The 15,296-nt window shown below is 51.5% G+C and carries 11 protein-coding genes; 7 read left to right on the top strand and 4 right to left on the bottom strand.

Annotation, left to right across the window (positions count from 1 at the left end; translation table 11 throughout):
* Window positions 1-8 precede the first annotated feature (8 nt).
* Together ACTS9Y_RS04380 and ACTS9Y_RS04375 are read left to right on the top strand one after the other, a co-directional pair.
* A complete protein-coding gene (locus tag ACTS9Y_RS04380) occupies window positions 9-1,232 on the top strand; it encodes an HD-GYP domain-containing protein (protein ID WP_442584762.1) in 1,224 nt (407 codons plus the stop codon).
* Between the two features lie 230 nt (window positions 1,233-1,462).
* Window positions 1,463-2,680, top strand: a complete 1,218-nt coding sequence (locus tag ACTS9Y_RS04375; protein ID WP_442584761.1) for an HD-GYP domain-containing protein — start codon at window positions 1,463-1,465, stop codon at window positions 2,678-2,680.
* Window positions 2,681-2,734: 54 nt separating this feature from the next.
* Here the strand turns inward: ACTS9Y_RS04375 and topA are convergent, their stop codons facing one another.
* The 3 genes from topA to ACTS9Y_RS04360 form a co-directional block, all read right to left on the bottom strand.
* Window positions 2,735-5,341: a type I DNA topoisomerase gene (gene topA, locus ACTS9Y_RS04370; protein WP_442584760.1), complete on the bottom strand. Its 2,607-nt coding sequence runs from the start codon at window positions 5,339-5,341 to the stop codon at window positions 2,735-2,737.
* Window positions 5,342-5,452: 111 nt separating this feature from the next.
* Window positions 5,453-6,394, bottom strand: a complete 942-nt coding sequence (ttcA, locus tag ACTS9Y_RS04365; protein WP_442584759.1) for a tRNA 2-thiocytidine(32) synthetase TtcA — start codon at window positions 6,392-6,394, stop codon at window positions 5,453-5,455.
* 179 nt (window positions 6,395-6,573) lie between these two features.
* Complete coding sequence (locus ACTS9Y_RS04360; protein WP_442584758.1) at window positions 6,574-7,353, bottom strand: pteridine reductase; 780 nt, start codon at window positions 7,351-7,353, stop codon at window positions 6,574-6,576.
* A 42-nt stretch (window positions 7,354-7,395) separates the two neighbouring features.
* Here ACTS9Y_RS04360 and ACTS9Y_RS04355 point away from each other — a divergent pair, with 42 nt between their 5' ends.
* Window positions 7,396-8,565, top strand: a complete 1,170-nt coding sequence (locus tag ACTS9Y_RS04355) for a class I SAM-dependent methyltransferase (RefSeq protein WP_442584757.1) — start codon at window positions 7,396-7,398, stop codon at window positions 8,563-8,565.
* Window positions 8,566-9,654: 1,089 nt separating this feature from the next.
* Complete coding sequence (gene trmB / locus ACTS9Y_RS04350) at window positions 9,655-10,368, top strand: tRNA (guanosine(46)-N7)-methyltransferase TrmB (protein ID WP_442584756.1); 714 nt, start codon at window positions 9,655-9,657, stop codon at window positions 10,366-10,368.
* Window positions 10,369-10,398: 30 nt separating this feature from the next.
* Here the strand turns inward: trmB and yihA are convergent, their stop codons facing one another.
* Window positions 10,399-11,034, bottom strand: a complete 636-nt coding sequence (yihA, locus tag ACTS9Y_RS04345; protein ID WP_442584755.1) for a ribosome biogenesis GTP-binding protein YihA/YsxC — start codon at window positions 11,032-11,034, stop codon at window positions 10,399-10,401.
* Window positions 11,035-11,144: 110 nt separating this feature from the next.
* Between yihA and ACTS9Y_RS04340 the strand changes: the two genes are divergently transcribed.
* The 3 genes from ACTS9Y_RS04340 to ccsB all read left to right on the top strand — a co-directional run bounded on the left by ACTS9Y_RS04340 (window position 11,145) and on the right by ccsB (window position 15,143).
* Complete coding sequence (locus ACTS9Y_RS04340; protein WP_442584754.1) at window positions 11,145-11,774, top strand: c-type cytochrome; 630 nt, start codon at window positions 11,145-11,147, stop codon at window positions 11,772-11,774.
* Between the two features lie 271 nt (window positions 11,775-12,045).
* Entirely contained in the window at window positions 12,046-13,977 is a 1,932-nt protein-coding gene (locus ACTS9Y_RS04335) for a cytochrome c biogenesis protein ResB (RefSeq protein ID WP_442586898.1), read from the top strand.
* 20 nt (window positions 13,978-13,997) lie between these two features.
* Window positions 13,998-15,143, top strand: a complete 1,146-nt coding sequence (gene ccsB, locus ACTS9Y_RS04330; RefSeq protein ID WP_442584753.1) for a c-type cytochrome biogenesis protein CcsB — start codon at window positions 13,998-14,000, stop codon at window positions 15,141-15,143.
* Window positions 15,144-15,296 lie beyond the last annotated feature (153 nt).

Genomic DNA, 15,296 nt, shown 5'->3' with positions numbered 1-15,296 from the left:
CGGGCAGCATGCTAAAAACAATCGCCGTCAACCAGGTAAGGATAGGGATGTATATCCATGAGCTGAAAGGCCCATGGATAGACCATCCCTTTTGGCGTACCAAATTCATCCTCAAAGATGAGCTGGATCTGCTCAAATTAAGGGGCAGTGCACTCAAGCAAGTGGTGATTGATATCAAGCGCGGGCTGGATGTGATGCCCGAGCCTGAACCGGCCGCCGCGGTGTTGACTGACAAAGAGCTGGCGCTGCTCGAACTGGATAGTGTCGCGCTTGAGGAAGAGCCGCAGGTCAATCAAGTCCCGCTGGATGCCGAGCATCGCAAAGCGGCCAAAATCATCCAAGCCTCGCGCCGTGAAATCATGGCCATGTTCAAAGATTTGCGCATGGGTAAAGTGATTGAGGCTGCCAGTGTGATGCCGCTGGTTGAGGAGATCTCTGCTTCTGTCAGTAGGAATACCCATGCACTCATCAGCCTGGTGCGTTTGAAAACGGCAGATGATTACACCTATATGCATTCGATCGCAGTGAGTGCATTGATGACCAACCTCGCCAAAGAACTCAAATTGTCTGAAGTGGAAGTCAAACAGGCCGGCTTGGCCGGGTTGATGCATGACATGGGCAAGGCCGAAGTGCCGTTACAGATTCTGAATAAACCCGGATCGTTAACTGACAACGAATTTGATGTGATCCGTCAGCACCCGCAAATTGGCCATGACATGTTACTAAAAGCCAACATCACCGATGCCGTGACGCTGGATGTGTGTTTGCATCATCATGAAAAGGTGGATGGTAGCGGCTATCCTGAGCGCTTATCGGGTGATAACCTGAGTATTTATGCGCGCATGGGTGCCATTTGTGATGTGTATGATGCCCTGACTTCGACACGCGCTTATAAACCTGGCTGGGAGCCCGGCATTGCCCTCAAACGTATGGCTTCCTGGAACGGCCATTTTGACCCGGTGGTGCTGGAAGCGTTTGTGAAAAGCATGGGCATCTACCCGATAGGCACGGTGGTGATGCTCAAATCGGGCCGTTTGGCAGTTGTTGTGCGCCAATCACCCGACAGTTTGTTGAGGCCGGTCGTCAAAGCATTTTTCTCTACCAAGTCACTGGTGCATATCCCGGTGGAAGAAATCGATTTATCCAGGCAGGGTGCGGATGAAATTATCAGCAATGAATCTGCGATGAGCTGGGGCATAGGCAATATTGAACATTTGTGGGCCGCGCAGTAAAGCAAGCGGGATGTGGCAGACTGCTTGCAGTGACACGGTGGAATTCTGTGGGGACGAGACTGATTTAGTCCAGACACGGGTGAGTAGTCGCAAGCCTTGAATTAAATAATTATCGTAAACAATATTCATGTAAAAATAAATCTAAGGGGCGTATTACCCTCTCTTTTACTCGAAACTTTTTGCGTGAACTAAAGCTAAGATATCCGCAATCAAGTGGGACGGGTTGTGTGATGTTGAAGACTGTTTTAGTGAAAGATGTACGGATGGGAATGTATATTTGTGCGCTGAAAGGCGCATGGATAGATCACCCTTATTGGCGCACGAATTTTGTACTTAACGATCAGACTGAACTGCAAAAGCTTCAGCAAAGCCGGGTAAACGAAGTTGTGATTGATGTACAACAAGGGCTGGATGTAGCGCCAGCCGAAATCACACCTGCACTCAATTCAGAGAATACCGAAACGCCTGAAAATGCGATCTCCCCGCGTCAACTAACCAGTCAATCACAGCAGGTGCCATTCGAGATAGAACAGGCGCAGGCCGCTAAAATTATCGCCTCCTCACGCCGCGAAATTGCGTCAATGTTTTCAGATGTGCGCATGGGTAGGACGATCGCGGTCGATAGTGTGTTACCTATTGTTGAAGAAATTGCGGCATCGGTCGCGCGTAATATGCATGCGCTGGTGAGTCTGGTTCGCCTGAAAACAATCGATGATTGTGTCTACATGCATTCCATAGCCGTTTGTGCGCTGATGACCGCGCTGGCGAGGGCGCTTGGCCTGTCTGAAGATGAGGTCAAGCAGGCTGGCCTGGCTGGCTTGATGCACGATGTTGGCAAGGCCGAAATTCCATTGGAGATACTGAATAAACCCGGCGCATTGACTGAGAAAGAGTTCGGTGTGGTGCGGCATCATCCCAGGCTGGGTCATCAATTGCTAACAGCCGCCGGCATCACTGACCAGGTCACACTGGATGTGTGTCTGCACCATCATGAGAAAGTGGATGGCAGTGGCTATCCCGATAAGTTGCACGCTGAGCAGATCAGCCTGTTTGCAAAAATGGGCGCCGTGTGTGATGTGTATGATGCAGTGACATCCACCCGTGCATACAAACACGCCTGGGAGCCGGGTATCGCGCTCAAGCGTATGGCCAGCTGGGAAGGCCATTTTGATATGGATATTTTTAAGGCTTTTGTCAGGGGTATGGGGATTTATCCGGTGGGTACGGTGGTGATCCTGAAGTCCGGGCGTCTGGCCGTAGTGGTACGGCAGACAGCTGAAAGCCTGTTAACACCGGTGGTGAAGGTGTTCTTTTCTACCAGGTCCAAGCTGCAGATTCCGGTGGAGGAAGTGGATTTGTCCAAAGACCAGGACGAGATCACAGGCAATGAGTCTGCAGAAACCTGGGGCTTGGGCAATGTCGACCATTTGTGGGCAATCCCCACCTGATAAAAAAGGAGCCTTAGGCTCCTTTTTATTTCTGCATGCGTATTTCTTGGGCTGCTATTCAGCGGCTTTTTTTGTACGCTTGGCTGCTGCTGGTTTGCTTGCCGGGGCTTTTTTGGCCGCGGTAGTCACGGTTTTTTTGGCCGGGGCTTTCTTGGCTGGCGCTTTCTGAGCAGGCGCTTTTTTGGCCGCCGTTTTTCTGCCGGTCGCCTTACCGCCGCCCTTGGCTGCTTTCTCAGTCAGCAGTTCAAGTGCCTGTTCCAGAGTCAGCTCTTCCGGCGTCACGCTCTTAGGCAGGGTCGCACGGATACCGGCATGTTGCACATAAGGGCCAAAACGGCCAGAAAACACTTCTACACGGCCTTCGCCAGAAGGGTGCGCACCTAGGTCAGCCAATACCGTAGGGCCGCTAGCCGCAGCCAGTAGTGTCACTGCACCAGCGAGGTCTATACCAAACACACTCTCGCTTTTAGGGATAGATTTGAATTTGCCATCATGATTCACATACGGCCCGAAACGACCAATATTGGCGATGATTTTCTTGCCTGTTTCCGGATGGGTGCCGAGGTCGCGTGGCAAACTCAACAGCATGTGTGCCGTATCAATATTGACCTGGCTGAGCGGGATCTCTTTAGGGATGCTGACACGTTTGGGCTTTTTCTTTTCGCCTTCCACTGGCAAGCCAACCTGTAGATAAGGGCCATACGGGCCATTCATCAGGTAGATTTCTTTGCTGGTTTCTGCATCCTGGCCAATGACTACCGGTTCGCTGGCGGCATTGGCTTCGCCATCAATACTGCGCTTGTAATCACATTTCGGCGTGGCGTTGTAGCCGGTACAGCCAATAAAACTGCCATAACGGCTAAGCTGTTTTTGCAACTGGCGGCCACATTTCGGGCATTGCTCATCGATGAGCTCATTGCCAGGGCGCTCAACATCGGCTTTGCCCAGAATCTGCTGGTTAAAGCCTTGCCAGAACTTGTCCATGACCGGAATCCAGTCCAGGTTGCCTTCGGCAATTTCATCCAGCTCGTTTTCCAGCTTGGCGGTGAAGTCGTAATCTACATATTGGGTAAAGTGCTCAGTTAGGAACTTGTTCACCACGCGGCCGACGTCGGTAGGCGTAAAGCGTTTTTTATCCAGGATGACGTATTCACGGTCTTGCAAGGTAGAAATGATGCTGGCGTAAGTCGAAGGACGGCCAATGCCATGTTCTTCCAGTGCTTTCACCAGGCTGGCTTCAGAGTAACGTGGTGGTGGCTCGGTAAAATGTTGTTCGCCAAAGATCTTTTCTACCGTCAGCACTTCACCAGTTTCCAGATGCGGCAATTTTGCTTCTGCATCTTCGTCATCCTTGTCGTCATCTTTGCCTTCCATATACACGGCAATAAAACCCGGGAAGATCAAGGTCTGGCCACTGGCACGGAACAGATTCGCCTCGCTGCCCACAGCCAGGTCAACACTTACTGCATCGTATTTGGCCTGTGTCATCTGGCACGCCAAAGTACGCTTCCAGATCATTTCATACAGTTTGAATTGTTCGTCGTTAAGGTACTGACGCACGCTGGCGGGTGAGCGGGTGATGTCGGTAGGGCGGATCGCCTCGTGCGCTTCCTGCGCATTTTTGGCTTTGGTTTTGTACATGATAGGCGATTTCGGCAGGTAATCTGCATCAAAATGCTTTTTCACGTAATCACGTATCTGCATCACCGCTTCAGCCGCCAGACTGAATGAGTCGGTACGCATATAGGTAATCAAACCTACTGTGCCGCTACCTACATCCATTCCTTCATATAGCTGCTGTGCCACGCGCATTGCACGGCTGGTGGTGAAGCCTAATTTACGCACAGCTTCCTGTTGCAGCGTCGATGTGGTGAATGGCGCAGCCGGGCTGCGGCTACGTTGCTTTTTCTCGACGCGGGTGACCGTGGTTTTACCGGCGGAGGCTAATAGCAGTTTGCCTACGATATCTGCCTGCTGGTCGTGTTGCGTGACGGTGAACTGCTCCACCTTTTGCCCATTGAGCTGTACCAGTTTCGCATCAAATCCATGCGCATGTTTGAGCGCACTCATATGGATGCTCCAGTATTCCTGGCTGGTGAACGCTTCGATTTGCAGTTCGCGCTCGACGATCAAACGCAAAGCCGGGCTTTGCACACGGCCTGCGGACAAGCCGCGACGGATTTTTTTCCACAGCAGGGGGGATAAATTAAAGCCCACCAGGTAATCCAGTGCCCGGCGTGCTTGTTGCGCATTCACCAGGTCCATTGAGATATCGCGTGGATGATCAATGGCATATTTCACCGCAGTTTGCGTGATCTCGTTGAATTCCACGCGTTTGATCAGCTTGTTTTTAATCAGCTTTTTTTCCGCCAGGATTTCAGCGATATGCCATGAGATGGCTTCACCTTCGCGATCCGGGTCGGTCGCCAGATAGATGCTGTCTGCATTTTTAACGGCTTTGGCAATCGCATCTACATGCTTGCTGTTGCGATCGATAATGTCGTACTTCATCGCAAACTGCTGGGTGGGGTCTACCGCCCCATTTTTCGGGATCAGATCGCGTACATGTCCGTATGAAGCCAGGACTTCAAAGTCACCACCCAGATACTTTTTAAGGGTCTTGGCTTTTGACGGGGATTCAACGATAAGCAGTTTAGACATTAGGTGGTGTGTATAAGAGTTGGCTAGATAATAGCAAGCGTTCTAAGAAATAGACAACATATGAGTGCCGAAAGTCCATAATTTTTAAATCTTTCCGGCATCAATGCTTATTTATTCTTCAGTCGCGACTGGAAGGGGGAACGGTTTGCGCGCAAACTCGATCCGTTTGTCATCCTGCGAGGCAATGGTTAGCGCCATGTCGGTAGGCGCAAATTTTTCATGATCAAACATAGGATCTTCATCCTCTTCCTTCGCCTGGCTCAGGTGTTTAAAATCATACAGATCAAAGTCAGCCAGGTGCGAAGGTTCGACATTGCCAATCGCGCGGAAGATATTATTGATGCGGCCTGGCTGCTCACGCTCCCAGTTGTTCAGCATATCCTTGATTTTCTGGCGTTGCAGATTTTCCTGTCCGCCACATAAATCGCACGGAATAATCGGGAACTGCATGGCGCGGGCATAAGCCGCAATGTCTTTTTCGGCGCAATAAGCCAAGGGGCGGATCACCATAAACTCACCACGGTTGGTAGCAAGCTTGGGCGGCATCGCTTTCATTTTGGCGCCATAAAACATGTTCAGGAACAAGGTTTGCACGATGTCATCCCGGTGGTGACCCAGTGCAATTTTAGTCGCGCCCAGTTGCTGTGCCGTGGTGTAAATAATGCCGCGACGCAGGCGTGAGCACAGGCTGCAAGTGGTTTTGCCTTCCGGGATCTTTTCTTTAACGATGGAATAAGTATCCGCTTCGACAATGCGGTACTCCACGCCCAGCTGATCCAGGTAGCGCGGGAGCACATCTGCTGGAAAGCCCGGCTGCTTCTGATCCAGGTTCATCGCGATCAATTTGAAATTGATAGGCGCGCGTTCTTGCAAAGCCAGCAAAATCATCAGCATGGCGTGGCTGTCTTTACCGCCGCTCATGCACACCAGCACGGTATCGCCTTCTTCAATCATGTTGTAGTCGCCGATGGCTTTGCCGGTAGCGCTGATCAACTGATTGCGCAGTTTCAAGAAGTTTTGGCTAACATCGTCTGGGTAGTGTTTGGTCTTCATAGGCGCGCATTATAGCGGAAAGCAATGTATTGTCTACGCTAAGTCTTTGATTATTCTCGTTGATTTGAGTGAGTGTATCCTGCTTGCCGCCGTGATGCATCACAGCAGTGAATTCAGGCGCACTATGGGGTTTCACTATGCGGTTATCGTTACCGCCGACGCCACCGCACGCGGGCAGATTAAATGCTCAGGTGACGGCCACCATCCACGGCGAGCACATGTCCGGTCACAAACGGTGCGTCATAGATGAGGAATTTCACCGCTTTGGCGATATCCGCCGGTTCACCCGTGCGTTTGAGCAGTGTCTGGTTAACTACCTGCTGGCGATAAAGCTCATCGAATTCCTGATTATCGTCAGGCCACAATACCGGCCCCGGTGCCACAGCGTTGACTCTCACCCTCGGGGCGAGTTCCTGCGCCAGTGATTTGGTCAAACTGACCAATCCGGCTTTGGCAGCGCTATAAACAATATAGTGTTTTTTCGGGCGTTCGATATGCATATCGGTGATGTTAATAATGCAGCCCTCGCTGACTTGCAGTGCACCGGCCGCTGCCTGGCTGAGGAACAATGGCGCTTTCAGGTTGCTGCCCATCAGGTCTTCCCATTGCTCAGGTTCAATGGACCCCAGTTTTGTCGCATAGTAGCTGGAAGCATTATTCACCAGCGCGTCCAGCCGTCCAAAGTGCTGCAAGGTGGCCGCCACTAAGGCAGGCAAATCGGCAGTGTCTAGCAGATTGCCTTGTTGGATAGCCACGCTGTCAGGGCGGGCTGCATTCAACTCTGCTTGCAGGGCTAGCGCTTCGGCAGCGCTGGTGTGGTAGTGCAACATGATATTGGCGCCATTGCGATGCAGCTCACGCGTGATGGCCGCACCCACGCGTTTGGCTCCCCCGGTAATTAAGACGACCTTGCTTGCTGGATTGGCGGTTGCTTGCTCGGTTGCTGTATTGGAATTCACGTTGCACTCTTTATTCTGGACTGGTCACATTATAATGGCGGAATGACTGCGCAAACCATTTCATCTCGATTGCCTGCGTTAGATGCGTCGGCGCAACAGCATTGCGAGGCTGTGGTCGCACACCTGCGACAGCAGATACAACTGCAAGGCGGCTGGATATCTTTTGCCGACTACATGCAAATCGCGCTTTACACGCCACACCTTGGCTATTACAGCGGTGACGCCAATAAGTTCGGCCACGCCGGTGACTTTGTCACCGCACCTGAGATCTCGCCGCTGTTTGCACGAGCAGTGGCCAATCAGGTCAGCCAGGTGCTGAGCCAGACAGGGGGCGATGTGCTGGAATTGGGCGCCGGCACCGGCAAGCTGGCTATCGGCGTGTTGCAGCAATTAAGTGAGTCAGGGCAGTTGCCTGAACACTATTACATTCTGGATGTCAGTGCCAACTTGCGCGAGCGTCAGCAACAAACCTTGAAAATCGCATTGCCTGAAGCCGTATTTTCCCGCGTGCATTGGCTGGAAACGCTGCCAGACACGTTTACCGGCGTAGTGATCGGCAACGAAGTGCTGGATGCGATTCCGGTGCATTTGGTGCACTGGCAAAACGGGCAATGGCTGGCGCGCGGTGTGATAGATGACAACGGATTCAGCTGGCAGGACAGGCCGCTGCAAGATGCGTCGCTGATAGCACATATTGATACCAGCCAATTGCCGGAAAACTATCTCACCGAAGTCTCTCCGGCAGGGCAGGGCCTGGTCACCAGCCTGGCGGCCATGCTGCAAAAGGGCTTGGTCCTGATGCTGGACTATGGCTTTGCAGCACGTGAGTATTATCACCCGCAGCGCAGCCAGGGCACCGTCATGTGCCACTTCCAGCATTATGCGCATGATGATCCGCTTATCTATCCAGGCCTGCAGGACATCACTGCCCATGTCAATTTCACTGCCGTGGCTGAAGCGGCACTCACGCATGGTTTGCATTGCGCCGGCTATACCTCGCAAGCACAATTTTTAATGAATTGCGGCATTTTGCAGATGCTGGAAGCTATCTCACCGGAAGATAGCGCGCGTTATTTGCCTGCTGTGGCGGCTGTGCAAAAGTTGCTTTCTCCGGCGGAGATGGGGGAGTTATTTAAGGTGGTCGGGTTGAGTAAAGGTCTGGAATTACCTTTGGTGGGGTTTTTGCAGGGGGATAAGCGGCATCAGTTGTGACAGGTTTTTGGCGGGATTTAATCTCCGATCGACAGAGTTCACAGAAGTTTGATGCAGTATTCTGTGCATTTGAGAGGCTGCTGATTTATGCGCGAAGCAGAGTCTCACTGCACCAGATCGTCATTCTGGCGTAGGCCAGAATCCAGACCAGTTTCATGCTTAGCTTGGTTGCAACAAAGAGCAAGAGTCACCTTTGTTGATAGTTTTAGTAGGTATTTCTTTGGGTGGTTAAGTATTCGACTTTGCTGCTTTATTGCACCATTGCCTTTCGCCCCTAGGCGAGTGACTTTTCTTTGCTTGCCCAAAGAATAAGTCACCAAAAGAAAGGGCACCCTAGCTTCCGCTTGTTTCCTGCGTTGCTCGAAGTAGGACTTTCGTCCGTTGCTTTGCCGGACTTAGGCATAAGCGGTCGCGAAACTCGCCCTAGCGGCTTGCACACTACGCATGCCACTGCGGAACTCAGATAGTCGCTCCCTTCCTCCTTATTTTGACTGCGCTACTCGGCGCGTCAGATAGGGGCCCATTTAAAACCACCACGATGAAGCAGTAGTGGAACGCAATGGGCTGAGCGCGCTAAGCAACCTAAATTTAATTCCTAAGACTAAACCCACCAAACCAATTCAATTATTTTGGTGGGCTTTCTTGTTTGGTTTTGTTGCTCTGCTTTATTTCAGCGGCTTGGCGGGAATCAATGTGAGAGTTCTCACGTAAGTAACCGCGCGGTGGGTTTAAATGGGCCCCTATCTGACGCGCCGAGTAGCGCAGTCAGCGTGGGAGTTTTCGGCCAGCGGCTGTTCGAGTTCCGCAACAAGCCACGGTGTGTGTGGCTTGTCAGGGCGAGTTTCGTTGGGCGCCCACGTTGACGAGCAACGGAGGAAACAAGCGGAAGCTAGGGTGCATTTCTTTTGGTTACGTTTTCTTTGTGCAAGCAAAGAAAAGTAACTCGCCTAGAGGCGAAAAGCAGCAGAACACTAAGCCACCAGCCTGAAAATATAAAGCATCACATCCTAAAAGAATTTTCTAAGAAAGACATTCTTCCCACCATCCCGCCTATAAGCGAAACGCACGCTCTAAAGTATAATGCGCCCCATGACCGAAATCGACCCAACCCCAGAATCTTCCGAAGCTCCATATCAACGCCGCATCCGCAGTTTCGTCCTGCGCCAGGGGCGTTTAACCAAAGGGCAGGAGCGCGCGCTGGAAACTGGCTGGCCGCAGTTCGGCATAGAGTATGCCGAGCAGCCTTTAAACCTGGTGAATACTTTTGGCCGGGACAACAGCCCTAAAATCTTCGAAATCGGTTTTGGCATGGGCGATGCAACTGCAAAAATCGCACAGACTTTGCCTGACAGTGATTTTCTGGCGGTGGAAGTGCATACGCCCGGTGTGGGCGGTTTGCTCAAGCTGATGCTGGAAGGGGGTGTTTCCAATATCCGTATCTTGCAGCATGATGCAGTGGAAGTCTTGCAGCATATGCTGGCCGATGCTTCTCTGGATGGCGTGCATATTTTCTTCCCCGACCCGTGGCATAAAAAACGCCACCACAAACGCCGTTTGATCCAGGCTGAATTTGTACAGCTGCTATGCTCTAAGCTGAAAGCGGGCGCTTACATCCATGTGGCGACTGACTGGCAGGAATATGCGGAATGGGTGCTGGAAGTGTTGCGCGCAGAACCGCAATTGCAAAACACTGCAGCGGATTATGCTGAGAAGCCGGCTTACCGGCCGCTGACCAAGTTTGAGAATCGCGGCCTGAAATTAGGCCATGGTGTATGGGACCTGGTGTTTAAGCGGATTGAATAAAACGCTGGCAGTGGTTGAAAGCTGCTGCTTTTAATCTGGTAAAGGTTGTGCGGCTGCCGGGTCTGTTTCCGCAGTTGAAAACCATTCACCGAGTACTTTTTCAGCCTCATCCACGCCCTGTTTTTTCAGGCTGGAAAATAATTGCACGCTGATTTCTTCCCCCCAGGTGTCTTTCAGTTCTTTGCGGACTTTGTTCAGGGTGATGGTAGATTCACCGCGGGATAATTTGTCGCTTTTGGTCAGCAGTACATGCACCGGTTTGCCTGTGGGGCAAAACCAGTCCAGCATTTGTTTATCCAGAGGGGTCAGCGGGTGGCGGCTATCCATCACCAATACCAATCCTGCCAGGCTTCTGCGTTCACTTAAGTAGCGTGACAATACATTTTGCCAGTGGTTGCGCATGGCTTCCGGCACTTTGGCGTAGCCGTAGCCTGGTAAATCGACCAGGTGTTTGTCATCGCCCAGTGTGAAAAAGTTAATCAGCTGGGTACGGCCAGGCTGTTTACTGACAAATGCCAGGCGGTTGTGGTTGGCCAGGGTGTTGAGTGCGCTGGACTTTCCTGCGTTCGAACGTCCGGCAAAGGCGACTTCAATGCCGCTGGCAGGCGGCAGGTCGCGTAAATGATGTGCCGAGATATGAAAGCGGGCGTTTTGGAAAACTGGCATGGTGGGGTTGAGTTGCCTCAAGGTTTTATGGACTATTCAGCTGTGAATGCTATCACGAACAGGGTTTGTTTGATAAAATGGCGCCAAATAAAATGTTGGGGCATTGAATTATGTTGAAGAGTTTTAAAGCAGGGTTGTTCGTGCTGCTGGTAACGGGCATTCAGCCTGTATTTGCTGAGGAGGCTGCTACTACCGAAGCAGCGCCTGCGGTAAATGGTCCAGATAAAGTGGTGCAGAATGTATGTGCGGCCTGTCATGGCGCCGATGGCAATAGCGTGATCACGGCCAATCCGAAACTGGCTGGCCAGCATCCTGAATATCTGATCAAGCAGCTGACCAATTTTAAAGATGGGTCACGTGCTAATGCGGTAATGAGCGGCATGGCCGGTGCCTTGAGCCAGGAAGATATGGAAGGCGTTGCGAAATACTTCTCCAGCCAAAGCATCAAACTGGCCAAAGCCAAAGAAAACGGCAAGGGCTCCCTGGGTGAAAAGATTTATCGCGGCGGTATCGCAGCTACTAAAACACCTGCCTGTGCGGCCTGTCATGGGGTCACTGGTGCCGGTTTGCCTAAGCAGTTCCCTCGTTTGGCTGGTCAACATAGCGATTACACGGTGCAGCAGTTGCGTACTTTCCGCACTGGCGAGCGTGCCAATGCGCCTATGATGATGACGATTGCAGCCAAAATGAGCGATGCTGAAATGCAGGCGGTTGCAGATTATATTCAAGGTCTGCGTTAATCTGAGCAACAGGGAGAAAGGTGGCCACGGCCACCTTTTTTGCTAGGTGTCGGTTTGTATTATTCAATTACACTTAGCTTAACCTTTATCAGTTTAACCAATGAGCACACATGCAACCTTTTATCGACCATGTCCTCCACCAGTGCGCGTGCAACGTTACTGAGTTGCACCTGGCTATCCTGCCCTGCTAATCACATAAGCCAATTCTGAAGAGAACATATTGAAAGCGCCCGTTCCTTTATCACAACGTGTCTACGAGCTCATGAGTTCGATGCGCTTTGCCGTGAGCCTGCTGACCTTGCTCGGCGTGGCCTCTATCATAGGTACTGTTCTTAAACAGAACGAGCCTTACCAGAACTACATCATCAAGTTTGGCCAGTTCTGGTTCGAGCTGTTTGAAATGCTGGGCCTGCTGGATGTGTATCATGCCGCCTGGTTCCTGCTGATCTTATTATTCCTGGTGATTTCTACCACGCTGTGCGTATTGCGCAATACGCCAGTGATGTTGAAAGAATGGCGTGCCTACAAGGAAAACGCTACCGAGAAATCGTTACGCCTGTTCAGCCACAAAACCAGTCTGGCTACGCCTCTGGCTTCAACTGAAGCGCAAGCGCAGTTAAGCGAGTTTTTAACGGCTGAGCGCTATACCTTTAAAACCAAACAGCAAGAGAATGGCGATGTGCTACTCGCCGCCCGTTTGGGTACACATCAGCGCCTGGGCTATATTTTTACCCACGCGGCAATCGTAGTGATTTGTTTTGGCGGTTTGCTGGACGGCAATTTACCGTTGAAAGTACAAGAGTTACTGGGCTTCAAGAAAATTGAAACCCGCGATATCGCTACCCGCAAAGTACCCGAAGAAAGCCGCCTGGGTGTGAACAATTTATCCTTCCGTGCCAATATGACCTTGCCGGAAGGTGAGCGGGATAATGTGGCTTTTGTGCGCGTGCGTGATGGTTACCTGGTGCAGGATCTGCCTTTCACTGTCGGGCTCAAGGATTTCCGCATAGAGCATTACCCGACCGGGATGCCAAAATCCTTCGAGAGCGACATTGTCATTACCGACCCTGAGTTGGACAAACCGATTGAAACCACTATCCGCGTCAATCATCCTTATATTCATAAAGGCATTGCGATTTATCAATCCGACTTTCAGGATGGCGGGTCACAACTCAAATTCAAGTTATGGAACCTGGCGGCGGCCAACCAGGATAGCTTTGATATTGATGGCGTGATCCTGCAAAAAGGTTCTCTGGGCGAGGGTGCGCAAAAGCTGAGTGTGGAGTTCAACGAGTTCCGCCAGTTTAATATCCTGAATTTGTCCAAAGATGGCAAAGGCAAGCCGCACAATGTCGGTCCGAACACCACCCTGAAATTGCGTAATGCCAGCGGCCAGGCGCGTGAATATGTCAATTACATGCAACCCTTGCAGCTGGATGGGCGTGCCTATTTTGTTTCCGGCATGCGCGAGACGGTGCAGGATGAGTTCAAGTACCTGCGTGTGCCAGCAGATGATGATCTCGAAATCGACGGCTTCATGGGCTTGCGCCAAACCATGCGCAACGATGCGTCTATCCGTGACATCGCCAGCCAGGTGGCCAAACAGATGCCTAGTGGCAACCCGCAGTTGAAGGCACAGTTTGAGCAAAGCTTGCAACAGTTGTTGTTGACCTTTAAACGTGGCGGCTACAGTGAGCTTTCCAAAATCATTGAAAATGCCGTGCCTAAAGACCAGCGCGAGCAAGCCGCACAAACCTACCTGAAATTGTTAAATACGGCTGCACTGCAGGCGTACCAGATCAGCCGTGCGCAGCGCAACCTGGCGCCAGCGCCAACAGACCAGGCCACTGCCATATTTGTGCAGGATAGTTTGAACGCCATGAATGACCTGTTTTTCTACGGCACACCTTACTATTTCCAGCTGAAGAATTACACACTGAAACAGGCCAGTGGTTTCCAGCTGACGCGTTCCCCCGGGCAAAACTGGGTGTACCTGGGTTCGGTGATGCTGGTATTAGGTATTTTCTCCATGTTTTATATCAGGGAACGACGCGTGTGGTTATTAATCAAACCCACACAGCAGGAAGTGTTACTGGCAATGTCGTCCAACCGTAAAAACATGGATCTGGACCAGGACTTTGTCCGCATGCAACAGCAGCTTACCGGGCTGTTGCAAACGCAGGTGGCATCAACGCCTGTTTAAATAGCTAGAGGGGAATTTCGATGAGCACATCACCTACATGGACTAAACCAACGTCCTTTTGGCAATCACTGACTGCCTATGACTGGTTGTATGCAGTGCTGCTGCTGGCTGGAGGCATTTTTTCCTACCAGCGCTATGCTGGTTATATGGATATCTACGAAGTCAGTTTCCTGTTTGGTGCGGTCGGTGTATTCAGCTACCTGGGCTGGCGCTGGTCGGCGATCGCCCGACTGGTGCTGGGGGTGGCTATCGTCAGTTTGATCGGGGTCTACAGCTACCAGGGCGATCTGGCCAATGGTAGCCAACGCTTTTTGCTCAAGTTTCTGCTGGCAAGTCAATCGGCAGTGATGTGGATGAATGTGTTGTTCGTCCTGGCCATGCTCACTTACTGGCTGGCGCTGTTCCAGCGTTCTGACTTTACCGCGAAAGTCGCTTCTGCCCTGACCTGGGCCGCGACCTTATTCGGCTTTGTCGGGCTGATGGTGCGCTGGTATGAGTCTTACCTGATTGCACCGGACATCGGCCATATCCCTATCAGTAACCTGTATGAAGTGTTCATTCTGTTTTGTCTGATTACTGCCTTGCTTTACCTGCATTATGAGCAATTGTTCAAAACGCGCCAGCTCGGTGGTTTTGTGCTGGTGGTAATCAATGCCGCAGTCGGGTTTATCCTGTGGTATACCTTTGACCGTCATGCCAACGAAATTCAGCCACTGGTGCCCGCGCTGCAAAGTTACTGGATGAAGATACATGTGCCGGCCAACTTTATCGGTTATGGCGCATTCTCATTGGCTGCCATGGTGGCCGGGGCTTATTTGCTGGCCAAGAAAGGGGTGCTGGCAAGCCGTTTGCCTGCATTGCATGTGCTGGATGACCTGATGTATAAAGCCATCGCCATCGGCTTTGCCTTCTTTACCATCGCCACCATCCTGGGCGCGATGTGGGCAGCGGAGGCATGGGGTGGTTACTGGTCATGGGATCCTAAAGAAACCTGGGCGTTAATCGTCTGGTTAAACTATGCGGCCTGGCTGCACTTGCGCCTGATGAAAGGCTTGCGAGGCAGCGTGCTGGCCTGGTGGGCGCTGGTAGGCTTGCTGGTCACGACCTTTGCATTTTTGGGCGTGAATATGTTCCTGAGCGGTTTGCACTCCTACGGGACTTTATAACTTGCGCGGATAAAGCTGGCGTCAGGCTTGCCCGCACTTACGAACAGGCTAAACCAGGCTGGTAAAACGTATTCTGTTGAATTAAATCAGATTTAAAATAGGCATCTCCTAACGGGCAAGCGTGAAAATCGCTTGCCCGTTTCGTTTATCAAT

This window comes from Methylophilus sp. (assembly GCF_052173275.1).
Lineage (GTDB): Bacteria > Pseudomonadota > Gammaproteobacteria > Burkholderiales > Methylophilaceae > Methylophilus.
Note: the sequence above shows the minus strand (reverse complement) of the source record. Positions and strands in the feature narration are given on the sequence as shown.